The sequence below is a fragment of the [Clostridium] symbiosum ATCC 14940 genome (assembly GCF_000466485.1).
GTDB classification, from domain to species: domain Bacteria; phylum Bacillota; class Clostridia; order Lachnospirales; family Lachnospiraceae; genus Otoolea; species Otoolea symbiosa.
Genome location: NZ_KE992858.1, coordinates 16138 through 39452, shown reverse-complemented (window position 1 = coordinate 39452; position 23315 = coordinate 16138). Strand labels below are relative to the sequence as shown.

Below are 23315 nucleotides of genomic sequence, written 5' to 3'. Positions count from 1 at the left end.
CCTTTACAATGCCATCCTGTATATTTCGTAAACGTCCTTTTCCTCCAGACGGAAAGTTCCGCCTATCACCCTTCTGTTCTCAATCACCTCATAGGGAACCCTTCCTGCCAGTTTTTTAAGCGTATCACACGATACGTCGCCGGCAAACTCTCTGATTCCGGACGGCAGCCCCAGACTCCTGAAAAATGCCCGTACTTTTCTGATACCTTCTTTTGCCGTCAGTTCCGGATCGTCGAAATCATATTCGCAGTTAAATGCCTCCACTGCAAATCTGGCAAAGAGCTTTATATTCCGTTTATATACATACTCCATCCAAAATGGTGTAATCACCGCCAGACCGGCCCCATGGGGAATATCCCATTCCGTCGACATTTCGTGCTCTATCAGATGGCAGGCCCAATCCCCAATAAGGCCCAGCCGCATGATTCCGTTTACCGCCAGAGGCGCCGTCATCATCAGAGCGCTTCTGGCCGCATAATTCTCCGGTTCACTGACTGCGAGCGGTGCATTTTTTAACACAGTCTTCATTCCGGCCGTCAGCAGCTGGCGGCTCAGGTAAATCTCATCTGTTGAAGAAAAATAATTTTCACACAGGTGCGAGAAGATGTCAGCCGCCCCAGATGCCGTTTGAAACGGAGGAATACTTTGCGTCAGCTCCGGATTCAGAATAGCAAAATCCGGTCTCATTAAATCGAAATCATCGGCCGATCTCTTTAACTGTGTTTCATCGTTTGTAACCACAGATGCCCTGCTGGATTCACTTCCTGTACCGGCGAAGGTTGAGATAACTCCCAGCACCAGCATCTTTTGAGGCACAGCTTTCTGGCTGTAAAAATCCCAGACATCGCCATCATACGCACATCCCATTGCGATCCCTTTGGCACTGTCAATAACACTTCCTCCTCCGACCGCCAGCACGCAGTCAATTTTTTCCTTTTTACCCAATTTAATTCCTTCATAAATTTTTGAAAGTCTCGGATTCGGAACAACGCCCCCAAGCTCAACCCAGCTTAGCCCTGCTTCCTCTATGTACCCTTTCAGAGATTCTATCAACGGCAGCACAAATGCCTCCCCCGAATGATGGAGCAGCACACGGCTTCCTCCAAATTCTCTTATCAATTCTCCGCATTTCCTTTCCATCCCTCTCCCAAAAAAGAAATCCGGCATGTTTCTCAACTCAAAATTAATCACGCTTCTCCTCCTTCCGCCATCCGTTTTCCCATCGTTAAAGTCCTGTACATTGTTTAAGAATATTGACTACATCCGGCTCACGCAGGGGATGGGTCCTTCCCGTCGTCTCATTCCCCCTGTAAAATACCTGCTTCGCAACTTTTAAAAGCACGTCGTCTCCAAGCTCCCGGCGCAAAATTCCCAATTCGGACAGAGAGGACGGAAGTTTGAGAATATGAAACAGGAAATCTTCATATGCCTGAATTCCGGCCAGCGCTGTTCGTTCCGGCTCCTCCACGTCGAGCGGTATCCGAAACATTTCCGTCGCAAATTTAATAAAAGATTTCATATGGTCTTTATACACATAGCGCATCCACACCGGCATTAATATCGCCAGTCCTGCTCCATGAGGAATATTCCATTCACCGGACATCTCATGTTCAATGTCGTGACATCCCCAGTCTCCCCACCTGCCGACCTTCATAATACCGTTAATCGCCAGCGGACTTAACAGCATCAAAGCCCCTCTGGCCTCATAATTATAAGGGTCTTCCATTACGACAGGTGCAAACTTCAATACGGTTCTGATACCGGCACAGGCCAGATAATCAGATAAATCATTGTCCGGATCTGCTGTAAAAAAGTTTTCCGTCAGATGGGTCAGCATGTCCGCTATCCCTACCGCGGTCTGGAATTCCGGAACCGTATAAGTAATCTCCGGATTCAAAATGACAAATTTCGGCCGGATAAGCACAAAATCATCCGGATCTTCAATTCCGTGTTTAATCTTTCCTTTTGTGATGACACTGCCAAAGGTCGCTTCGCTTCCGGTTCCGGCAAAAGTAGATATAACGCCTATGGGCAGACTCTTTTTCTGCTTATCTTTCCCTTCATAAATATCCCAGACATCCCCCTCATAAAGGGTTCCGATTGCCACCGCCTTTGCACTGTCTATTACACTTCCGCCACCCACGGCGAGGATAAAATCCACATGCTCCTTTCGGCACAGCTCTATTCCTTCGTATACAAGTTCGATATGCGGATTCGGAACAACTCCCCCAAGTTCAACCCAGGGGATTTCCTCCCCATTCAGATATTCCTTAACCCGTTCTATCAGGCCAAGTACAAATTCCTCGCCGGAATGATGGATCAGAACCTTTGAACCGCCAAAGTCTTTTATCAGTTTTGCGGTTTTGGTTTCCTGCCCTTTTCCGTATATCATATCCGTATAATTTCGAAGCACAAAATTAACCATATAACCCTCCCATCTCTGTGCTAATCTCCCCGAATTTCTCAACAAAGCTTCTTTTTATTTCATCAATATCCTTCCGCTTTATCTCCCTGCAACAGTTTAACTGCAGAACTTGTTCCGATCCGTTCGCATCCTTGCGCCAGAAACATTTCTAAATCTTCCCTGCTGCGGACTCCCCCTGCTGCTTTGATTTTTACCTGACTACCGATATTCTGTTTAAATAGAAGGATATCTTCAAGCTTTGCCCCATCGCTTCCGAAACCGGTCGATGTTTTGATAAAATCGGCTTTTGCCTTTGTCACACAATGGCAAAGCTGTACTTTCTCATCCTCTGTCAGGTAACATGTCTCAATAATAACCTTCAGCACTCTGCTGCCAACGGCAGATTTTAATGCTGCAATTTCCTGCGTAACCTGGTCAAATCTCCCCTCCTTCACGTCTCCCAGATTCACCACCATATCAATTTCACCGGCTCCATTCTTAATTGCCTCCAAAGCCTCTTCCGTCTTAATATAGGTTGTATGGTACCCCAAAGGAAAACCGATTACCGTGCAGATATTTAAATCAGGAAATGCTTTATGCACCCGTTCCACAAAAGTCGGCGGAATACAGACAGACGCCGTCCCAAAACGAATCGCATCTTCACAAATCACCTGTATCTGCTCCCATGTAGAAGTTGGCTGTAATAATGTGTGATCAATATGTCCCAGAATCTCTTTGTTGTTCATTGTTTTCTCCTTGTTATCTGATTAAATTTTTTCTATCAGTTCCACTACAGTCTCCAGATATTCCTTCTGTATTTTATCAAGCTGCTCCTGTGAATCAAAAAAGCAGTTATACATTGACCCTGAACGGGAAACAGTAAGCGCAGCAAGGCATGATGCCCGGATGACTGCTTCCTTTATGGTTTTCCCCTTTGCAATCGAAGCGATAAAGCTGCCGGCGAATGAATCTCCGGCGCAGGTCGGATCTTCCACCACAACGCGGGGGCAGGGTACAACATAACTCTCTTCTCTGCTTACTACCACACAGCCTCTATCCCCCATTGTTATAATTGCACATTCCTTTACTCCCTTTTCCAGGAGCCTCTCTCCCGCCTCCTTAGCGTCCTCATAGCTGTGAACCTGAATTCCCGTCAGAGTTAACGCCTCATGTTCATTCGGTTTTATAAAGCTTATGTAGGGATAAAGCTCATCCGGCAGTACAATGGCCGGAGCCGGATCCAGAAATGTCCTTATGCCGAGCTTTGCGCTTTCTTTTATTGCATATCCGATTGTCTCCGGATTTACTTCGAGCTGAAAACCGCCTGTTTTACATTGTTTTATATATTCCCTGGCAGCATCAAAATCTTCATTAGAGAAATTGTCGCAGACCCCCGGTACGATAACAATTGCATTTCCGCCGTCCTCATCGCGCAGGATGCAGCCGCTTCCGGTAGCATGTTCCGGATCCATCCGAAGATAATTGCAGCCTATCCTCCCTACCGACGCACACTCTTTTCTGCACATTTCGCCGGCATAATCAGCTCCTATTCGCCCGATTGCTTCAACATGGCAGCCCTCATATGCTGCGGCAAAAGCCTGATTCACGCCTTTACCTCCGCCTGAAGGACGATAGCCTGTACCAATCAGTGATTCACCGTTTCCCGGCAATGTTCTGCCGTAAAAGCTATGCAGCCAGAAATAGCTGTTTATAACAAATACTTTTTCCATCCCCATTACTCCCTTATGGTATTAATTCCAGTTCCTTCAGCCCTCCATAAATCTCCCTTTTCAGCTTTTCAGGAAGGTTCAGAAGACTATCCGGGTACCGCGTTCCTCTGATTGGACACCCCACAAGCTCTGATGCATATTTATAGCCGGCGCTGTTGCCTCCTTTCCTAAGTATCTCCCTGATTTTCATTATAAAAGCCTGGCACTCCCTGGCCCGCTGGTAATCGCCTGCAAAAAAAGCGTCACAAAGTTCGATAACCGGTTCCGGAAATGCAATACTTATAAAGGATATAATGCCGCAGCCGCCAAGAGCCAGTGTCGTAAATATGGTAGAATCACTTCCCGCAATATAGTCAAATTCTTTTTGAATCAGCCCCATCGTCGTTTCCAAATGTGTGATGCTCTGTGTACTGTCTTTGTAGCCCCGAACATGGGGATATGTATTAGCCAGCCTGGATAAGAGTCCCGGAGACAGCATATTGTGGGTCTGCGGTGCGTTGTAAATATAGGTTGGCAAGCTGGAGGACTCAATTAAAGCGGCAAAATATTCCTCCAGCGCCTTTTCCGGATATTCCGCCAGATAGGGCGGTGTGATACAGATTGCATCTGCTCCGGCAGCCTCATATCGTTTTATCATCTCTGCGGCGTCTCGATAGCCCGGAATCATCACATTACACATAACCGGGACCCTGCCCCTTGTCTCTTTGCACATTGTCTTAGCCAGCGATTCCTGTTCTTCATAGGTCATCATATAAGATTCACTGGATATACCGTTTACAAACAGATACCTGATGCCCTTTTGAATCTGCCAGTCTACCATATGGCGGATTGCCCCATGATCAATCGAACCGTCGTCCTGATAGCTGATGGTCAATTCAGTACCGGCTCCCCAAAACAATTTTTCACCTTTCATTGTCTTCCTCCTTTATACAATTTCCAAATCCTTCAGCTGTCCCATAAGGTCATCCGCCATCCTGTCAGTCATCGGGGTAAGCGGCCTGCGCACGGTATCATTTTCTATAATTCCAAGCTTTTTGGCTGCAGCCTTATATCCTGTTATTAACGGAAAGCCCTTTAAAACCGCTCTCACCTTCATAATTGCCAGTTGGTGCGCCATAGCCTGCTCTTTATCCCCACTTTCAAAGGCTCTCCAGAGTGAAATGATAAGTTCCGGGTAAATACCGGATATTAGTGAGACAATCCCATTTCCTCCTGATGCCAATGTGGAATAAAAGGTAGCGTCGCTTCCTGCAAGCACTGAAAAATCATCTCGTGAAACGGCTGATATCACCTCCTGCTGATGGATTACATTTTGAGTGCTGTCCTTATAACCGGCCAGATTCCCATATTTTCCGGCCAGTCTCCCGATCAGAGATGGTGATAGCACATATCCGGCCTGGGGCATATTGTACAGATAAAACGGCAGTTCACTGCTTTCCAGGAGTGTAGAAAAATATTCCTCCAGAGCTGCCTCTGAATAGGAATAAATCATTGGCTGTGACATGCTGACCGCATCAACCCCGAATTCCACATAATACCGGAGAAGTTCCAGGGCTTCATCCTGTCCGTTGCAAAATAGATTCGCTATAACCGGTATCCTTCCCCGTGCAAATTTTACAACCTGTTTAACCAGCTCTGTTTTTTCCTGCCAGCTCATAAAGGCTGTTTCAGCACTGATACCATGAAGATAGATTCCCGCTATCCCCGACTGGTGCTGAAACTCTACCATCCGCTCTAAAGAAAGCAAATCCAATGTACCGTCCGCCTTCCAGGGAGTTACAATTTCAGTAATGACGCCCGCCAACCCAACCCCTTTGACATTTGTTTTTTTCATTTTTCCCCCTCTTTCTTTTGTCGGGATTTCTTTTGTTAAATTTCCTTTTGTTAGTTTCATAACATTTGTAAGTTTGGACCCTAATATCATGTCGTTTTTTGTTCTTTTTCTTGATATTAGGGTAACATATCATATTTTATCTGTCAATAATAATTATTTAATCGTATTTAATTGTCAATTTCAGAGCAATTTTTACTGAATTTTTCCTTGTTTTATCGACATTTTTATCGTAAAATTAACATTTTCATTTTTCCCTCTCCGTCAGTTTTCAATTTTCATCAGATTATATCGATTTAATTTTATTTATTTTCAATTTAAAATGTTATATTATTTCAATTTTGTTATTTACAGTATATTTTCACAATGGTATACTGATACAAACGTAACATTTTAACAAAAGGAGAAAATATGAGGTGAATATGAATAATAACAATAAGAAAACCGAGCGGTTGAAAATCATCATTGCTTATTTAAAAGACTGTAATGGAGCTTCCCTGAAGGATATTGCCGATTATCTTCAGGTTTCTGAAATGACGGCCCGCCGTGATCTGTACGAGCTGCGGGAACATAATGTAATCCATTATATATCCGGAGTCGCTATCTTTAATCCCGACAGTCAGCGAAATAATGAGCAAAACCCATACGACCTTGTCGGTGAAAAGCTGGTCAATAATGAAAAAAAAGAACGGATCGGAAAGAAAGCGGCAACTCTTTTGACAGCCGGAGATACTGTTATTATTGATACCGGAACCACGACCGAACATTTCGCGAAACATATACCTGATCAGGTCCCCCTTACCGTCCTTTGTTATAATATCAATATCATGAGTGAACTAATTCGCCGTTCACACCTGAACCTTTTGTTTGCCGGTGGAATTTACCATGAAAATACGCAGATGTTTGAAAGCCCTGAGGGGCTGAGTCTGATTAACCGGACACGGGCAACCAAGGTTTTTCTTTCAGCTGCCGGAGTCAGTGAGCTTCTGGGCATCACCTGCAGAAATCACTATGAAATTGACACGAAGAGAGCAATTATCAACGCCGCCCTCAAGCGGATTTTGCTGGTAGATTCCTCTAAATTCAATAAAATAAGACCGGCTCTTTTCGCACAAATTGCAGATATCGATACGGTTGTTACAGATGATGGAATTTCCTCCGAATGGATTGAAATTTTAAAAAAGAATGATATTGAGCTTTTGATTGCTTAAATGAGGTTCATACATATGCAAAAAGGGGGGGCTTGCTCCAGAATAAAGCAAATCCCCCTCTTTTTCAGATATCTTTTTCTAGTGTTAAATACTGTCACCTTTTCGGTAAACGACTCTGCCGCCGCACATCGTCATAAGCACTTCCGTATGCTCAATCTCGTCAGCCGGTATTTCAAAAATATTCCGGTCGAGAACCTGTAAATCCGCACATTTTCCCACTTCCAGTGACCCACAGATATCTTCAGCATGGTTTTGGTATGCCGGATAGATTGTGTACATACGGACAGCCTCTCTGATATCAATAGCCATTTCAGGATGATATACCTTCCCGTCCTTTGCCCTTCTGCTGACCAGGAAATGCAGCCCCTTCATCCAGTTCATCGGCAGGGCCGGGGCATCGGAACCCTCAGCAACCAGCATACCTCCGTCCAGCAGGACTTTATAATCCGTCTCCCCGCCAAATTCGTAACCGCCCACTGCCTGTGCCCCGCACCCTATTTCATGTCTCACACACTTTTTAATGTTTTCTTTACTGGAACTGCTGGCATGGAGTATAAAATGGCGAAGATCGCGGCCAGGTTCCTCTTCCTCTGCTTCTGAAAGAGCATCCACCGAAATATCGATCCCCCTGCCTCCTGTGAGATGAATCGCCGTCTGCCAGCCCCTGTGGTGAAGCTCCCTGATTGTTCTTCGCAGCTCTTCCCCCTGCTCTTCCTGTGTCTCTCCCGGAAACATACAGTAGCCGTTTTTTTCCGGCGGCAAATCCCGCTCCCAGCCGTCATCCCCAAAGATTTTAACAGCATCAGCCCGAACCCACTTCCGATCGCCAAATTCAGGCAGATTCATCTCTTCGAGTCCTCCGATAATGGTATCATAGCTCTGGACACCGCCCTTTCCCGCGAGCAGATTGATAAATACGCGGGCTGTCAGTTTCCCTTCTCTCCTAAGCCTCTCATAACCACGGATCGCTTCTTCACCGTAGGTACCGAAACAAATATCATTACCGCCCGGCCCCACGATATCATTATGGGAGGTAATGCCGTAGCTGTTCATCTTCCTCTGCATCCGTATCAGGCATTCATCCATCTCCCGTCCCTGCAGATGATATGCTGCTCTTCCCACCGCTGCCTGAGTCCCGAAATCGGTAAACAGGCCGGTCGGGCTGCCGTCTTCAAACCGGAACATGATGCCCTCTTCCTTTTTAAAACGGGTATCTTTTGTAATCCCCGCCAGTTTGAGCGCCTGTTTGCTGACCAGCATGGTATGCAGGCCGCCGTCGTTGAGAATGACCGGATGCCCCAGTGAGCCCTCTTCTATATCTTTCCAGGTCGGCATCCGTTCTTCCCTGGCCCACTCTTCTACCTGCCGGATCTTAAATCCCCAGCCGATAATCCAGGTATCTGCCGGCAGGTTCCCGGCTTTTTCCCGGATTCTGTCATTCAATTCTTTCAGATTGGAGGCATCCTCCGGTTCCACTTTGACAAAATCAGGGGAGAGACTGAGTCCGGCGTAAGCCGCATGGATATGGGCGTCAAACGTTCCCGGCAGAACCAGTTTTCCTTCGAGATCGATGATCTTTGTGCCGTCTCCCTGAAGCTGAAGCGCCTGACGGTTATTTCCGCAATACAAAATTTTATCATCTCCCACAGCCAGGGCCTGTACAAATCGAAATGACGGATCAACGGTACAAATCACTCCATTCATTAAAATCGTGTCTGCTCTCTGCATTGTGACTTCCTCCTAATATGTTACTCAATGACATTGGGCTGTGAATAGTAACCCTAATACGCCAGTATTCTGGCCGGGTTCTTTACCATAATCTGGTTAATGGCATAGGGAGAAACTCCGACAATATCGCGGAGTGTCGGAATGGCAAACCGGGTCAGGCGTCCATACCCTTCTCCGCCGTAATACCTGGCCATATGTTTTGCACACGTATCCGTAGCGAGAACAAGCTGAGCCGCATACTCTTCCTGAATCAGCTGATATACGGCCGCCAGCCTCATCCATCCCGGAATACTGGTGGAGCCTGTGGCTTCCCTGTCGGAGGTGTTGCATATTTCAATGCAGATGTTAACCCCCGTATCAAGCACCCGGTGCAGGTAATCGAGGCTGATTCCCCAGCTTTTCTGGTTAGTAATCAATGTCTTCAGACTTCCTTCTCCCAGAAATGCCCCCATATGGGCAATGACGGTTCTCTCCATATCCACATTTTCTTCTTTCAGGATCTTAGCTATTTCCAGGGGGCCTCCGCCCATGGTGAAACAGGGATGAACCGTCAGTGAAAGACCGGTTTCATTGGCCGTTCTGGCCGCAGCCCGGAGGAGAAGCTCTTCCCTCGGACGAAATCCCGAAGAAATTCCGACTTTAATCATCCCCGGGCGGATGCCGGTGCCCTCAATCCCTTCCTCGATCTCCTGCTTCATAAAATTCATAAAATCTTTTATCTCTGCTTCGTGGCACCACTCCGGCCAGGACTCATAGATATAAATTCCCGTTGTGCCGATCACATTAACCCCTGTGTTTTGTGCTATTGTTTTAACCGCCCGGATATCGCCGCGGATACCGGGGACGCTCATTTCCACCAGCGACCGGCCGCCGGCCGCCTTAAAATCGGCAACCTCTTTTTCCATAACGGCCGGATCGTCCAGATCCTGGGTATCCCAGGTAAACATATTATTTCTGCGGATAATTCCGATATTTTCCAGCGTATTTTTTTCATCCTCTCCAACCGTCTCTTTAAATCCCGGATGTTCCTCTTTGAACTGCTCCCTGAAAATGCGTCCTTTCATCAGAATATGTTCATGCATATCGGTAAATCCAAGCTCCTCAGGCTTTATCTCTCCCGTAACTGTTACAACCTTTTTCATATCCGGCTTCCTCTCATTCACCTGCTTATGTTTCCTTTATCCGTTCTTTCTTCATCTACTCTTTCTGTAACTGCTTTCCTGTGGCTGCATTTTCTGTCTCCCTGTAATTTCTGCAAAGCGTATAATGTCCTTCCGATACCTTCAGCCGTTCCAGCTCTCCGCTTTTACATTCATCCGAAGCATACCGGCATCTCGGATGGAAAGGACACCCGGGCGGCATATTTGACAAATCAGGAACATTTCCTTCTATCACGTTCAAATCTTCATCCCCGGCCGCCAGGCTGGGGACACATGCGATCAGACCTTTTGTATAGGGATGTGTCGGATTCTTAAATATTGCTCTCGTCGCCGCCTCCTCCACAACCTTCCCGCCGTAAAAAACGGCGATACGCTGCGCTAACGTTGCCACCACTCCCAGATCATGAGTGACAATAATAATACTGGTCCCGAATTGATCCCGGATACTCTTCAGCAATCCGAGAATCTGAGCCTGTATCGTCACATCCAGAGCCGTCGTCGGTTCATCCGCCAAAAGCAGTTTCGGCTTACAGGCCAGCGCAATTGCTATCATCACTCTCTGACACATACCGCCGGACAACTGGTGCGGATAACTGCTCATCCTGATTTCTGGATCCGGTATTCCTACCACCTTCAGAAGCTTCACCGCCTCGTCATACGCCTGCTTCTTGTCCATATCCTCATGCTCCAGGAGCATCTCCATAATCTGCTTTCCGACCCGGATGACCGGATCCAGGCAGTTCATAGGATCCTGGAAAATCATGGCAATCTCCTTACCCCTTATTTTACGGAATTCTTTATCCTTTTTATATAAAATATTTTCCCCATTAAAACATATTTCTCCGCTGATAACAGCGGGCGGCGCTTCCACAAGCCCCAGGACATTGGACAAAGTCACGCTCTTCCCACATCCTGATTCTCCCACAACGCCAAGGATTTCTCCTTCGTCAACATACAGATTCACGCCGTTTACAGCGTGAATGTTCCCCGCTTTCGACGGAAATTCCACCTTCAAATCTTTAATCTCAAGCAAATGCTCCATATATCCGCTCTCCTTTTCTGCTGCCTGGTTCTCCCGTTCGAATCGCCGCAGCAATCAATTGCTTCTCAGCCTCGGATCGAGTACGTCCCTCAAACCGTCCCCCAGAAGATTGAAGGCAAGCGTTGTCAGCGTGATCATAAGACCGCCGAAGATGGCAACCCAGGGCGCGTCGATGAAAACATCTTTTCCCTCGTTGATAATCATTCCCCAGGACGGTGTCGGTGGTGCGATTCCCAGCCCTAAAAATCCGAGAGACGATTCCGCCATGATACAGCCGCCGATGGTTCCTGACAGCGTGATAAAAATCTGTGGCAGGGCATTGGGAATAATATGTTTGAATATCGTGTATCTGCTCCCCGCCCCCATAGTTTTGGACGCCATAACAAAGGTGCGTTCACGTATGGACAGGGTTTCGCTCCGTGCAATCCGGTAAAATCCGGGAATTACAGGGATTCCGATAGCCAGACACATTCTGGTTTCCGTGGAACCAAAACAGATTGCGATAATCATAGACAGAAGCATAGATGGAAACGCCATCATGATATCCATCATACGCCCAACAAAGAAATCCATTTTCCCCCGGAAGTAGCCGCAGATAAATCCGATGGTACTTCCGATGGAGAGGGCCAGCATTACGGATAAGAAAGACACCTTGAGTGATACCCTGGCTCCGTATATCAATCTCGTCCATACATCCTTTCCGTAATCGTCGGTTCCCATAAGATGAAGGGACGACGGCGCCAGAAGCCGTTCGCCCAGATGATTCGTCTTGTAATCGTAAGGTGTCAGCCAGGGAGCTGCAACTGCCAGAAAAATCATTGCCAGTATCACTACTGTCCCGAATACGACCATTTTATTATGCAGCAGCCGTTTTATCATCAGCCTTCCCCTCCTTTTCCAAAACCGGAGTTGTAATCCAGCTTTAATGTAAGTTCTTTATAGCGGTGACAGGCCGCCTGATGGCTCTCTGATACGTACTCAAGCCCGGGCGCTTCCCGCTCGCACCGCTCCTGCCTGTATGGGCATCTCTCATGGAAAATACAGCCTGACGGCGGATTTAAAAGACTCGGCACATCGCCTGTCAAAGCTTCCGTATTCACCTGATAATCAGGATCCGGCAGCGGAACGGCTGACAGCAGCGCATGGGTATACGGATGTTTTACATCCGAAAACAGTTCATTCTTCGGAGCTACCTCCACCAGATGCCCGAAATACATAACGCCGATTGTATCAGATATGTATTTTACCACCGATAAATTGTGGGATATGAAAAGGTATGTCAGCCCCAGTTCTTTCTGCAGGTGCCGGAGCAGGTTCAGTATCTGTGCCTGAACCGACACGTCCAGCGCGGAAACAGCTTCGTCACAGATAACGAATTCCGGGTTGAGGGCCAGACTCCTTGCAATATTCACCCTCTGCCTCTGGCCGCCGGACAGCTGATGCGGCATCCTGGTGAGAAGGTTGACGGGAAGGCCCACGAGGCGGCACATTTCTTCCACCTTTTCACGCTTTTCCTGCTTTGTGCCGAACTTGTGGATATCGAGAGGTTCCATTATAATTTCTTCGATTGTGAGATAAGGATCCAGCGCCTCATAGGGATCCTGGAAAATAACCTGCATTTCTCTGCGCACTTCGCGAAGCTGCCTGGAATTCATTTTGTAAACCGGCTTTCCGTGAAAATACACCTCGCCTGCCGTTGCTTTATACAGAGAAAGAATCAGGCTGGAAAGCGTGCTTTTTCCACATCCTGACTCGCCTACCAGGCCGAAGGTTTCGCCTTTACGAATCGAAAGAGACACGCCGTCAACGGCCTTAATATACTCTTTACTCTTAGCCGCGTTTGGGAACCACTTTTTGACATCCTTCACTTCCAGTATTATTTCTTTATCTGTTTCTATTGCTTTATTCTCTTTATCATCTATATTTTGTTCAGCCATAAGTCAACCTTCCAATTCCAGTTTATATTATTTAGCATTATCCTGATATGCCGTTTGAACTGTTACGAATCCTGAACCCGGATACGCGGATCGAAAATACCGTACAGAATATCCGTTACCAGAATTACAAGAATCATAAATACCGCCAAAAATACGGCTGTTCCCTGAATAACCGTGTAATCCCTGGCATTGATGGCATCGACAAGAAGCTTGCCGATACCCGGCCTGGCGAATACCGTCTCCGTAACCACCGCCCCGCCCAGATACGCGGCAAATGTCCCTCCCACAACCGTAATAATCGGTGTCAGGGCATTTCTCAGGGCATGCTTAATTATAATGGCGCTCTTTGCGATTCCCTTGGACTTGCAGACTTTGATAAAATCATTTCCGAGAATCTTGAGCATGGAAGTTCTCGTAGTCCTGGCAATAGAAGCTGCGGAACCGAGGCCGACCGTAATCACCGGTCCGATAAGCCCTGCAAAATGCTGCTCCGGCGCCAGGTTAAGACCTATGACAGGAATCAGCTTAAGCTGAACTCCGAATACAATAATAAGCACTAGCCCCAAGAAAAACGAGGGCATCGACATCAGAAGCGTATTCAGGCTCAATATCATCATGTCGAAGATGCTGCCCCGGTAAAGAGCTGCAAATATTCCTGATGTAACACCCAAAACGATTGCCAGCAGCACTCCGAAAATTGTCAGTTCCAGCGTATTCGGCAGGCAGTCCAAAATCATATCAAATACCGGCTGGTTATTTGCCATCGAATATCCCAAATCACCGCGGAATGTGTCAATAATCGAATCCACCATCTGCACCGCCATAGGCCGGTTATACCCATATTCCTCCCTGTACTCCTCTATCTCCTGGACGGTGGCTGATTTACCGAATTTCATCGCTACCGGGTCTCCCGGAATCGAACGTATAATCAGAAACACTACCATCATACTCCCTAAAATCGTGGGAACCGCAAATAACAGACGTTTTAAAATATAACGCTTCATGTTTCCCCTCCATCCGTTTCCTGCGGCAGCATTTTTTGTGGTTCACTGCCGCAGAAAACGCAGCCGTTAATTACTGCAAATCCATATACTTAAACTGGAAAAGGAGTTCCGGATTAAGTGAGAAGCCCTTTACCGTATCTTTAACAAGGATATCGCCCGTTGATTCCGCAATCGGAATCGATGGTATGCTCTCCACAAGAATTTTCTGGGCATCTCCAAAATATTTATCTTTGTCGGCCTTTTCCGTTGCTTCAAAGCCCTTTGCCACAAGTTCATCAAACTCCTCGTTTCTGAACTGACACCAGTTGCTTCCCGGAATCTTTTCGCTGGTGAAGGAGGTGAGCCACTGATCGCCGCGGTAACCGTCGCCGTTAACCAGGAACCACATATCATGGCGTCCGTTCCTTACATCGTCGAGGAAAGTAGCGAACTCTGAAAGATTTAACTGCATATCAATACCGATATCAGCCATATACTCCTGGATCACAAGCAGCGGTCCTTTTGACAGCGTATCGTTCGGAGAAGCAACCGATGTGGAAAATCCGTCCGGATAGCCGGCTTCCGCCAAAAGCTGTTTTGCCTTTTCGGGATTATATTCATATGTAAAGCCGCTCTCCTCTGCCGTACTGGCATAGATACAGTAGGACTGAACGTAGCCGGTAGGCGGGAACAGCGTTCCTCTCCAGTAGTCGTTGAGCATTTCGTCATAATTGATCGCATATTTCAGGGCTTCCCTGACCTTCGGATTGGTGAACGGCTCTTTTTCCAGGTTCATTCCCAGGTAGTAACAGCCTGCGCCTGCGACTTTCTTCACCTCGCACCCCTCTGTTTCTCCGAATTTCAGGATATTGTTGGAATCATTTAATGACATGATATCGACTTCGCCCGCGTTATACAGGTTAATCCGGCTCGACTCGTCAGCCAGCATTGTAATCTGAACTTTGTCCAGCAGTGCTTTTTCTCCCCAGTAGTCATCAAATCGTTTAACGATGTATGCCTCCGCCGGTTTGCCCGATTCATATTCGAAGGGCCCCGTTCCGACCGGTTTTGCACCGAATCCCGACGGTTTAAGCTCTTCATAAGCTTTCTTGCTTATTATGTTCGTATACCATGACGCAAAATCCATCAGGATCTCATTGTCTGCTTCCTTTAAATGGAGTACAAACACATAGGGATCTGATGTGTCCATGGATTCGATGTTGTCCACCTTGCATTTTGATTTCGTATCGGTAGCCCCTACCTCCGGATCACTCAGGCGCTCCAGTGTGTATGCCACATCCTCCGATGTCAGCTCTCCATAGCCGGCATGGAACCGGACACCTTTCCTCAGATGAAAGGTATATGTTTTTCTGTCGTCGGATACATCCCAGCTCTCCGCCAGGCTCGGAATCAGGTTTCTGTCTTCATCCAGGGCCAGTAAGGTTTCAAAGATGGATATACCTGCCTTGACACTGCCTCCGTCTCCCCAGAGTGCCGGATCAAAGGTGGCCTTCTCCCAATGTGTTGCAACTTTCAGCATCTTCTCACCACTGTCCCCGGAGCTTTGCTGAACCGCTGAGCTCCCCCCTGTGTCCGCCGCTTTCCCGCCTCCGCCGCAGCCGGTCAATATCATTGATGCAAAGAGCGCTATTGCCGCCGCTGTTGTCAGTAATCTTATTTTTTTCATATTCTGGCTCCTTTCAATTCACGGTTAAATCCGTGATATTATATAAATGAATATTTCAATTACTTACCCCTCTCCGCCTTCGAATTAGTAAATTTTACCCCTTTATCCCCTGTAATTTTTGTATATTTTATAAAAATATGCATCTATGCCAGAATATTAACATATTGTTACAGAATTATCATCACAAAACAACGGCGACCACTTTAAAAAAAACTCTGAATTTTACCGCGTGGTATATAACAGTTGGGCGGGCCAGTCACGCTCCACGTGGAATGGATCGTGAATTACCTTTCACCGCGAATCCAAATTGAAACAGACGGTAACAGAAGAAGGGCTTTTCTCTTCTCAGAGAATCCCCTATTCTGTTACCGTCTGTTCATGTTAAAAATTACCTGTTATATCTTTTTATCCTTATCCTTTACCAGGCATAACTATCCGGTGCCTCTCCCCCCGGTCCCGGGAAGATTTCATCCAGACGTTTCATCGCGCTGTCATCCAGCTTTACATCCAGCGCATGCAGGATATTATCGAGATGTTCCGGCGTCCTGGGCCCGATCAGAGGGCTTGTGACAACCGGATTTTTCAGAATCCATGCCATTGCCACATCGGACTGCTTCTCTCCCAGTTCCCGGCAGAAATCCGCGAAGTCCGTGAGCGTCTTAATCATCGCCTCGGAATAGTGACGGTTCTCACCGCGCGATCCGCTCAGGCGTTTCAGGGCATTCTCTCCCAGCATCCCTCCTGCCAGAGGTGAGTAGGTGACAAAGCCCAGCCCAAGCTCCCTGGCGGCCGGAATCACTTCCAGCTCCGGAAGTCTTGACAGAAGGTGATATTGGTGCTGCTCCGCCACCAGACCAAGGAAGTGGCGTTTATCGGCCTCCCACTGCGCCCGGACCAAATCGTGGCCTGCAAAGTTGGAGGATGCGATGTAGGTTGCCTTTCCGCTGTTAACCAGAACTTCCATCACCCCCCACATCTCAGGCCATGTCACATGGCGGTCGATATGATGCATATAATACAGATCGACATGGTCTGTCTGAAGGCGTTTCAGCGAGTCTTCCATATGCCTGCGGACTTTCCAGGCCGACAAGCCGTCTTCGTCATTCGGCCCCTCCAGCGGAGCTTCCATCGTAGCGAAAACTTTCGTGGCCAGGATTACGCGTTCCCTTCTTTTGCCGCCCTGGGCAAACCACTTTCCGATTATCTTCTCCGTCAGTCCGTGTTCTCCCTCGCCGGCGAAGCCGCCGTAGGCGTCGGCCGTATCAAAGAAATTAATGCCTGCATCCACCGCCTTATCCATGATATAAAATGCATCCTTCTCGCTGGTGGATGTTCCAAAATTCATTGTTCCAAGGCAAAAGCGGCTCACCTTCAGCCCCGTACGCCCCAAATACGTATATTCCATATTCGACTTCTCCTGTTGATTTTTATTGTATTACTCTTACTTATTTATCGTTCCGGTTCTCAGACAATTCTGATTGAATCCTGCTCCCGGGAATAAACAATTTTTCCACCCGTCACGGTCATCACAACCCTGACATCGTCAAACTGTTCCGGGGATATCTCAAAGATATCGGTGTCAAGCACCTGCAGATCCGCCAGCTTGTCAACCTCAATGCTGCCCGTAACATCTTCTCTGTGGTTCTGGTATGCGCCGTTAATCGTATACATCCTGATTCCGTCCTCAATCGTACAGCCGTTTCCCCTGTTATAGCAGGTGCCGGAGACAGTCGTCCGCGTCATCGCGAACTTCAGTCCCATCAGCCAGTTAACGGTCATGCAGGGGGCGTCGGAACCCTGGCTTACGACAACGCCGTTATCCATAAATCTCTGGTAATCGAACATATGCGAAGGTTCTTCCGGATCCACACAGTCCACCAGGGATTCCATGAAGCCCCAGGGAGCCACGGCCTGGGAGGACAGCACAATATGGTTCTTTGCGCATTTCTTCATGTTATCTTCCGAGAAATCGTCACCGTGAATCACAAAATGGCGCAGGTTTTTCCCGGGGTACAGCTCCATCGCTTTAACATAGGCATCCACAATGGTATCGATCCCGCAGCCTCCGGTGGAATGGATTCCTATCTGGTATCCCATCCGGTGAAGCTCCACGATGGTTCGTGTTATTTCTTCCTGCTGCTCTTCTATTGTATTACCGGGAAAATAACTGCTCCCTCCCGTTTTTCTTCCGTCGGGGCGCAGCCACATGCTGTCTCCAAACAGCTTGACGGCACAGGCATCCACCCATTTTCTGTCCGTCAGTGCCGGAACCTTTTTAGCGGCGGCTCCGCCGATAATCGAATCATAAGTGGAAAGACCGTTCAGCCCCGCCATAATATTTACGGAAACTCTGGCCGTAAGCTCTCCCTCCTTGGCCATCTGCTCATACATATCGATAACCCGGGAGCCGCCTGTACCGGCAAACAGATAATCCCCTCCGATTCCGACCATATCGGTGTGGCTTGTAACGCCATTTTCATTCATTTCTTTCTGAATCAGCCTGATGCATTCGCGAAGCTGCCCGTCGCTCAGCCGGGGCGAAACTCTCCCGACTTTGTCCATCAGCATAAAGTCGTCCAGATACCCTGTCGGTTCACCGTCTTCTCTTCTCTGAATCTTTCCCTCATGTCGCTCTAAATCCGGTGTGTCTTTTGTGATTCCCGCCAGTTCCAGCGCCTTCGTGTTAACAAGTATATGGTGCAGACCGCTGTTAGCCAGCCATACGGGATGCTCCGGCACCGCCTCATCGATATCCCACCGCGTGATCTGCCGCTGTGCATCGGCACATTCCTTAATACTGCCCGGGCTGAGGCCGGATCCCATGATCCACTGACCCTTTGGCGTCTCTGCCGCAGCCTCAGCAAGGATTTTTCTGAGATCGGCAAGACAGGACACCTTATCCGCTCCCACGTCCAGAAACCATGGCATTTTATAAAGCCCCGCCAGGCAGGCGTGAGTATGGCAGTCCTGGGACCCGGGGAGCATCAGCCTGCCATTCAAATCAACCGCCTCTGTCGCTTCTCCGATGTGGCATTTCATTTCTTCATCACTGCCGATATCAATAATCCATCCGTCCTTTACCGCAATTGCAGTGCAAAAGCCAAATTTCCGATCGACTTTTGCTATCTTTCCGTTGAAAAACACAAGATCTGCCGAAACCGGCATCTCTTTGCCCTCCGTCTTCATTTGCTTCATAAAAATCTCCCGTTTTTCAAAAATTCAACAAAAAACCGACAGACATTAACCATACCATATCTGATATGCTGTCTCCCGGTGTACACCATTTGTTAATATGTGAGCTCACATTGCGTTCAGAGAATCACTGAATAGACTTGTTTAAAATGTAAGGAAATTTGTGTGTGGAATTTCTTTATGGTTAAAGGATATCATTTTTGATAAGTAAAGTCATTAAAGAAATATGCTTTTTTCAACAATATTCATACATACACTTTACAAAGTGGTATAGTCCGGAGCGTCCTCCCCGGTTTAATTATCCATCTGCCCCAATAATATCTCGCTTGCCAGCCGGAGTATTTCTTCCTCCGTCAGGTGCATTGCATAAAGCTCGTCGACCAGTTTTTTAGCGTTTTGATAACAGGACTGCTTTTTTCCTTTTTCTCTTACAAATGTCCCGCTTCCCCTCGCCTGTTCCAGAAGTCCGGCTTGCTTTAATTGTGAAAGAGCTGCTTTCAGCGTACCGCGTGCGACCTGATATTGCTTGCATAATTCCCTTTCGCTCGGAAGTTTCTGACCGGATTGATATGTTCCGTCCTCCACTTTATCCTGGATATCTTTTATGATTTTTCTATAAATCGGCGTTTTCTCTTTCATCTATACCTCCTGCAGATATGCTTCCAGGTCTGTATAGGAATCAGGAAGTATCTTATAACGGTAAAACAGAACATCCATATTCTCCTCTTTTTCCGCCTCCGTCTTCATTTCCTCATAGCGGGCCGGAACAATCCAACAGACAGGTTTTGAATCAAGTAAACTCCTCCTGTCCTTCCATTCGTCTTTCCGGCAGATAAAATACGTATTATGCTTACACAGAGATGATGTAAGAAGGCTTACATGTTTAATAAAATCCCGGCTCTCATAGATAATTCCCACTATACATGAACCGCTAAGCCCCGACAATGTCTCCACTACTTTGTCGTCTACCGAGATCTGTAACTTTATCAGTGTTTTATTATAGGCCTTTGCCAGATTCTGTAATTCGTGATAATGAGCCGTCGTCGTCAGCCAGAGTTCTGCCTCCGGGACAATACCGCCGAATGCTTCAAGGACTTCATAAACGTCATAACATACTGGAAGGAACTTAAATCGCTCCTCTATTTTGCGGGAGATATCCGCGGCAATTTCAGGCGTGCAGTCAAAAAGGGCAGCCTGTACCTCTTCCTTTTTACTGAATTTTTTCCGGCATGCCTCCTCAATCAGCTGAAATGCCTCCTCAGCCGGTATTCCGGCCCTGAGAACCTTCTCCCTGTAAGCCTGCATTTTTTGTCTTTCCGATCTCCATTCCTGGATATAGGTTCCGCTTCCCCTGCTTCTTTTAATGCACCCCTTATGTTCCAGCTCCTCATAGGCCATGCGGATCGTTCCCTTGGAGAGACCGGTAGAATGGTACAGCGCCGCTTCGGAGGGAAGTCTGTCACCAGGTTTAAGCTCTCCCTCTGTTATTGCTTTTATAATCTTTTCACAAAGCTGTTTATATGCCGGTTCACTTCCGTCAAAAACTTCAACGTCCATTACTCCTCCCCCTGCTGAATCCGATCTGTTTTTACAAAATAATATAATACTATATTTTTACTAATAAAGTAAATGATAAATTATATTTTTTTCGACAAAGGGCTCGATATAGACAAATAAATAGCGATAACCTGCACGCTCTGCGCACAGGTCACCGCCTGGAACTATATCCGTTCCGATTATTTTATAAAATTCTCCTGATACTGTTTCGGTGAAACGCCCGTCAGGTTCTTAAAAACAGTACAAAAATAACTGATGCTGTTAAATCCGGTCTGAAATGCCACTTCATTCGGCTTGTCCCCCCTGGCCAGAAATTCTTTCGCCCTCTCGATCCGGTACCTGGCTAGATACTGCCGGAAGGATTCTCCCCGTGTATTTTTAAAGAGACGGCCAAAATGATAGGAGCTGTAATGGAACAGATTTGCCATTACATCCAGGTTAAACTCACTGTTGGGATAATATTTTTCAATGGCCTCATCAATTTTGTGAAACAGCAGTTCCTCGGAACTTTGCGACTCCGCCCCCAGTTCTTTTATCAACATATCACAGAACTGCTCCATCGTCTCCTTTATATCGTCTGCAAACATGCCGTTTATGACTTGTTTGGATGTGTTCAGATACGCTTTTTCCAATATATCGGCCGGTATTCTGGAGTTGTAAAAGCGTTCTCTCAGTGTATCTACAAAACTCACCAGGATCAGACGTATGTTAATGGGCGACATTGCCACGGACAGCATGTATTTCATCATCTCATCCACATGGTCCTTTACCGCCGCCCGCTCTCCATTCGTGATCCCGGAGACAATCTCAGCCCCAAAGGTTTTCAGCACATCCCGTGAAAACGGTGTCCTGGGTTCGCATATATCTTTATGAAATACCATGTGGTTTTTCCCCAGCCTGAAGCAGTGAAACAGTCCCTCCTTACACTCGGCATAAGCCTGCGGGAAACGCGACAGGCTGCTGCAATATCGGCTTATCCCAATCGCAACACTCTCTCCCACCTCTTCGTTGACCCTTACAATCATATCCTTTGCAAGTTCCCTGATTTTCTCCGTTATTACTTTCTCTTCAGAAGACGATTCCTGCCCCGTACACAGGAAGACACCGACCACGCCCCGCGCCGGGTAGGATGCGACCAGCCCCTCAATTCCGCTTCGCTTCACACATCTTTGAAGCGTCTGCGTCTGGTTAAATCTCCTGGGAAACTGATTAAATTCAGGATAAAACTGGAACACATCATTGTAGTCTGTCTGTACCAGCAAAAGCCGGTCAGGCAGACAGCTCAATCCAATCAACTGAAGAATTTCATCCACATGGCTGCTGTTCAGGTTTCCATATATAATACTGTAAGCAAACTCCTGGCAATACAGATCATACTGCCCGTCTTTAGTACTGCCTTTAAACCTCCTGAAAAATGCTGGAATATCTTTAATAAATATTTCGTTCGAATCCATCTGCAGCACTCCTTGTAGTCTGTTTTTGTTTCAAGTGTATCATAAATCTTTCCTTTTTCCATAGCCTTGAATGAAAAAACCGACAGACAATAATCATATCAAATTGATATGCAGTCTCCCGGTGTACACCATTTTTTACTATGTGAGCTCATTTTTAATTCAAAAGAAACACTGAATTGATTTGTTATTATTATCGCTATTGTTGTTTTAAATTAAGTAAGGAAAAATTGTGTGTGGAATTTATTTCTGATTCAAGGATAACATTTTTAGTAAGCAAAGTCATTAAAGAAATTTGCTTTTTTTATTCAATATTTATACATACAATTTACAATACTGTAACTCCGGCCTGTATAATCCCATACCGTTATTCTGCATGCTCCGCGCACAGGCCGCCTTCAATACTTAAAAGTCCGAAATCTCCGGGATTTCCGGGATTTCGGACTTTCATTTACTGCTGTTTAATTTTTACATAAACCACTTTTAATAATTTGTTGTTCGGATTTTTCATCGTTCTTGTCTCAAGATAATCAAAGCTTTCAATAAATTGGCCCAGTTTCTTGCATTTATAGTTTCGTGGATCAAAGCCAGGAACTCTTTTGGGAAGTACCGTTCCTATCTCCGACTGGTTAATCCATCCGTTCTCATCGGATCTGGACTCAATTATGGCTACTATCTCAGCGCCGATTTCCTCCTTCGTCGGCACATTGTTGAGTCTGGCATCATCCTTTAAATTGTCGGCTTTGTCATCCGGAGTATCCGCAGTTTCAACCGGATGGGGCTTTGTCTTTGCCTCCGGGGCTTTCTTCGTATCGCGTTCGTCCGAGGGACGGATTGCCGCAGGCGGTTCTGCCGCTTTTGCTGCCTTAACTTCAGAAAGCTTCTCGTCCTCCGCCTGTTCTTCCAGGCTCTCCTGATACAGTAAATCAAGGAATTTGAATGTCTCGCAGGCCGATACCAGAGAATTCGGAGTCTTCTGTTCCCCCATTCCAATTACAATCATCCCGGCCTCGCGGAGACGAATCGCCAGCTTCGTAAAATCACTGTCGGAGGTTACCAGACAGAATCCATTTACTTTTCCCGAATATAAGATATCCATCGCGTCGATAATCAGGGCGGAGTCCGACGCATTCTTTCCTTTCGTATAGTTAAACTGAAATACCGGCGTCAGTGCAAAATCTCTGAGCGCATCCTGCCATGCCATAACACTGGGATTTGTAAAATCACCGTAAATCCGTTTGTATGTAGCGATCCCATAGTCGCTCACTTCATCCATAATCAGTTTAATGTACTTTTTAGAAACGTTTTCTGCGTCAATCAGTACTGCAATCTTGTCCTGCTTATCCATATATGCCTCCAGCTATCATGTTCACTAGATTCGTGGGGAACCTCATCAAGTGCT

The 23315-nt window shown here is 46.8% G+C and carries 20 protein-coding genes; 1 reads left to right on the top strand and 19 read right to left on the bottom strand.

What is annotated here, in order from left to right:
• Window positions 1-3 precede the first annotated feature (3 nt).
• The 6 genes from CLOSYM_RS06525 to CLOSYM_RS06500 all read right to left on the bottom strand — a co-directional run bounded on the left by CLOSYM_RS06525 (window position 4) and on the right by CLOSYM_RS06500 (window position 5968).
• Window positions 4-1191, bottom strand: coding sequence for an iron-containing alcohol dehydrogenase (locus tag CLOSYM_RS06525; protein ID WP_049943609.1), 1188 nt, complete (start codon window positions 1189-1191; stop codon window positions 4-6).
• 34 nt (window positions 1192-1225) lie between these two features.
• Window positions 1226-2425: an iron-containing alcohol dehydrogenase gene (locus CLOSYM_RS06520; protein ID WP_021641471.1), complete on the bottom strand. Its 1200-nt coding sequence runs from the start codon at window positions 2423-2425 to the stop codon at window positions 1226-1228.
• Between the two features lie 62 nt (window positions 2426-2487).
• A complete protein-coding gene (deoC, locus tag CLOSYM_RS06515) occupies window positions 2488-3150 on the bottom strand; it encodes a deoxyribose-phosphate aldolase (protein WP_021641470.1) in 663 nt (220 codons plus the stop codon).
• Between the two features lie 21 nt (window positions 3151-3171).
• Window positions 3172-4134 carry a ribokinase gene (locus CLOSYM_RS06510; RefSeq protein WP_044902205.1) on the bottom strand — a complete coding sequence of 321 codons (963 nt, stop codon included), beginning with the start codon at window positions 4132-4134 and terminating at the stop codon, window positions 3172-3174.
• A gap of 13 nt (window positions 4135-4147) precedes the next feature.
• Window positions 4148-5047 carry a dihydrodipicolinate synthase family protein gene (locus tag CLOSYM_RS06505; RefSeq protein ID WP_021641468.1) on the bottom strand — a complete coding sequence of 300 codons (900 nt, stop codon included), beginning with the start codon at window positions 5045-5047 and terminating at the stop codon, window positions 4148-4150.
• A gap of 12 nt (window positions 5048-5059) precedes the next feature.
• Window positions 5060-5968, bottom strand: coding sequence for a dihydrodipicolinate synthase family protein (locus tag CLOSYM_RS06500; RefSeq protein ID WP_169728236.1), 909 nt, complete (start codon window positions 5966-5968; stop codon window positions 5060-5062).
• A 419-nt stretch (window positions 5969-6387) separates the two neighbouring features.
• Here CLOSYM_RS06500 and CLOSYM_RS06495 point away from each other — a divergent pair, with 419 nt between their 5' ends.
• Window positions 6388-7176 (top strand): DeoR/GlpR family DNA-binding transcription regulator, encoded by a 789-nt coding sequence (locus tag CLOSYM_RS06495; protein WP_021641466.1) that lies wholly within the window; start codon window positions 6388-6390, stop codon window positions 7174-7176.
• 84 nt (window positions 7177-7260) lie between these two features.
• Here the strand turns inward: CLOSYM_RS06495 and CLOSYM_RS06490 are convergent, their stop codons facing one another.
• The 13 genes from CLOSYM_RS06490 to CLOSYM_RS06430 all read right to left on the bottom strand — a co-directional run bounded on the left by CLOSYM_RS06490 (window position 7261) and on the right by CLOSYM_RS06430 (window position 23261).
• Window positions 7261-8904 carry an amidohydrolase gene (locus tag CLOSYM_RS06490; RefSeq protein WP_021641465.1) on the bottom strand — a complete coding sequence of 548 codons (1644 nt, stop codon included), beginning with the start codon at window positions 8902-8904 and terminating at the stop codon, window positions 7261-7263.
• 53 nt (window positions 8905-8957) lie between these two features.
• Window positions 8958-10046 (bottom strand): phosphotriesterase family protein, encoded by a 1089-nt coding sequence (locus tag CLOSYM_RS06485; RefSeq protein WP_009298014.1) that lies wholly within the window; start codon window positions 10044-10046, stop codon window positions 8958-8960.
• 55 nt (window positions 10047-10101) lie between these two features.
• Window positions 10102-11106 carry an ABC transporter ATP-binding protein gene (locus CLOSYM_RS06480; protein ID WP_044902204.1) on the bottom strand — a complete coding sequence of 335 codons (1005 nt, stop codon included), beginning with the start codon at window positions 11104-11106 and terminating at the stop codon, window positions 10102-10104.
• A gap of 54 nt (window positions 11107-11160) precedes the next feature.
• Window positions 11161-11985, bottom strand: coding sequence for an ABC transporter permease (locus CLOSYM_RS06475; protein WP_003507588.1), 825 nt, complete (start codon window positions 11983-11985; stop codon window positions 11161-11163).
• Window positions 11985-13043: an ABC transporter ATP-binding protein gene (locus CLOSYM_RS06470; protein ID WP_009298009.1), complete on the bottom strand. Its 1059-nt coding sequence runs from the start codon at window positions 13041-13043 to the stop codon at window positions 11985-11987. The genes CLOSYM_RS06475 and CLOSYM_RS06470 overlap by 1 nt, the downstream gene beginning before the upstream one ends.
• Window positions 13044-13105: 62 nt before the next feature.
• Window positions 13106-14047 carry an ABC transporter permease gene (locus tag CLOSYM_RS06465; protein ID WP_021641463.1) on the bottom strand — a complete coding sequence of 314 codons (942 nt, stop codon included), beginning with the start codon at window positions 14045-14047 and terminating at the stop codon, window positions 13106-13108.
• 70 nt (window positions 14048-14117) lie between these two features.
• On the bottom strand, window positions 14118-15713 hold the full coding sequence (locus CLOSYM_RS06460; protein ID WP_004461991.1) for an ABC transporter substrate-binding protein: 1596 nt from the start codon (window positions 15711-15713) through the stop codon (window positions 14118-14120).
• 418 nt (window positions 15714-16131) lie between these two features.
• Entirely contained in the window at window positions 16132-17118 is a 987-nt protein-coding gene (locus CLOSYM_RS06455; protein WP_021641462.1) for an aldo/keto reductase, read from the bottom strand.
• A gap of 59 nt (window positions 17119-17177) precedes the next feature.
• Complete coding sequence (locus CLOSYM_RS06450) at window positions 17178-18908, bottom strand: amidohydrolase (protein ID WP_021641461.1); 1731 nt, start codon at window positions 18906-18908, stop codon at window positions 17178-17180.
• 291 nt (window positions 18909-19199) lie between these two features.
• On the bottom strand, window positions 19200-19544 hold the full coding sequence (locus CLOSYM_RS06445) for a GntR family transcriptional regulator (RefSeq protein ID WP_003507602.1): 345 nt from the start codon (window positions 19542-19544) through the stop codon (window positions 19200-19202).
• Window positions 19545-20462 (bottom strand): GntR family transcriptional regulator, encoded by a 918-nt coding sequence (locus tag CLOSYM_RS06440; RefSeq protein ID WP_003507603.1) that lies wholly within the window; start codon window positions 20460-20462, stop codon window positions 19545-19547.
• Window positions 20463-20641: 179 nt separating this feature from the next.
• On the bottom strand, window positions 20642-21916 hold the full coding sequence (locus CLOSYM_RS06435) for a helix-turn-helix domain-containing protein (RefSeq protein WP_021641460.1): 1275 nt from the start codon (window positions 21914-21916) through the stop codon (window positions 20642-20644).
• Between the two features lie 448 nt (window positions 21917-22364).
• A complete protein-coding gene (locus tag CLOSYM_RS06430) occupies window positions 22365-23261 on the bottom strand; it encodes an NYN domain-containing protein (RefSeq protein WP_009297996.1) in 897 nt (298 codons plus the stop codon).
• Between the last annotated feature and the right edge of the window lie 54 nt (window positions 23262-23315).

Bases quoted from the DNA above. Each gene is read 5' to 3' on its own strand.
- CLOSYM_RS06520 (WP_021641471.1), bottom strand. From the start codon at position 2,425: ATGGTTAATTTTGTGCTTCGAAATTATACGGATATGATATACGGAAAA.
- deoC (WP_021641470.1), bottom strand. From the start codon at position 3,150: ATGAACAACAAAGAGATTCTGGGACATATTGATCACACATTATTACAG.
- CLOSYM_RS06510 (WP_044902205.1), bottom strand. From the start codon at position 4,134: ATGGAAAAAGTATTTGTTATAAACAGCTATTTCTGGCTGCATAGCTTT.
- CLOSYM_RS06505 (WP_021641468.1), bottom strand. From the start codon at position 5,047: ATGAAAGGTGAAAAATTGTTTTGGGGAGCCGGTACTGAATTGACCATC.
- CLOSYM_RS06500 (WP_169728236.1), bottom strand. From the start codon at position 5,968: ATGAAAAAAACAAATGTCAAAGGGGTTGGGTTGGCGGGCGTCATTACT.
- CLOSYM_RS06495 (WP_021641466.1), top strand. From the start codon at position 6,388: ATGAATAATAACAATAAGAAAACCGAGCGGTTGAAAATCATCATTGCT.
- CLOSYM_RS06490 (WP_021641465.1), bottom strand. From the start codon at position 8,904: ATGCAGAGAGCAGACACGATTTTAATGAATGGAGTGATTTGTACCGTT.
- CLOSYM_RS06485 (WP_009298014.1), bottom strand. From the start codon at position 10,046: ATGAAAAAGGTTGTAACAGTTACGGGAGAGATAAAGCCTGAGGAGCTT.
- CLOSYM_RS06480 (WP_044902204.1), bottom strand. From the start codon at position 11,106: ATGGAGCATTTGCTTGAGATTAAAGATTTGAAGGTGGAATTTCCGTCG.
- CLOSYM_RS06475 (WP_003507588.1), bottom strand. From the start codon at position 11,985: ATGATAAAACGGCTGCTGCATAATAAAATGGTCGTATTCGGGACAGTA.
- CLOSYM_RS06470 (WP_009298009.1), bottom strand. From the start codon at position 13,043: ATGGCTGAACAAAATATAGATGATAAAGAGAATAAAGCAATAGAAACA.
- CLOSYM_RS06465 (WP_021641463.1), bottom strand. From the start codon at position 14,047: ATGAAGCGTTATATTTTAAAACGTCTGTTATTTGCGGTTCCCACGATT.
- CLOSYM_RS06460 (WP_004461991.1), bottom strand. From the start codon at position 15,713: ATGAAAAAAATAAGATTACTGACAACAGCGGCGGCAATAGCGCTCTTT.
- CLOSYM_RS06455 (WP_021641462.1), bottom strand. From the start codon at position 17,118: ATGGAATATACGTATTTGGGGCGTACGGGGCTGAAGGTGAGCCGCTTT.
- CLOSYM_RS06450 (WP_021641461.1), bottom strand. From the start codon at position 18,908: ATGAAGCAAATGAAGACGGAGGGCAAAGAGATGCCGGTTTCGGCAGAT.
- CLOSYM_RS06445 (WP_003507602.1), bottom strand. From the start codon at position 19,544: ATGAAAGAGAAAACGCCGATTTATAGAAAAATCATAAAAGATATCCAG.
- CLOSYM_RS06440 (WP_003507603.1), bottom strand. From the start codon at position 20,462: ATGGACGTTGAAGTTTTTGACGGAAGTGAACCGGCATATAAACAGCTT.
- CLOSYM_RS06435 (WP_021641460.1), bottom strand. From the start codon at position 21,916: ATGGATTCGAACGAAATATTTATTAAAGATATTCCAGCATTTTTCAGG.
- CLOSYM_RS06430 (WP_009297996.1), bottom strand. From the start codon at position 23,261: ATGGATAAGCAGGACAAGATTGCAGTACTGATTGACGCAGAAAACGTT.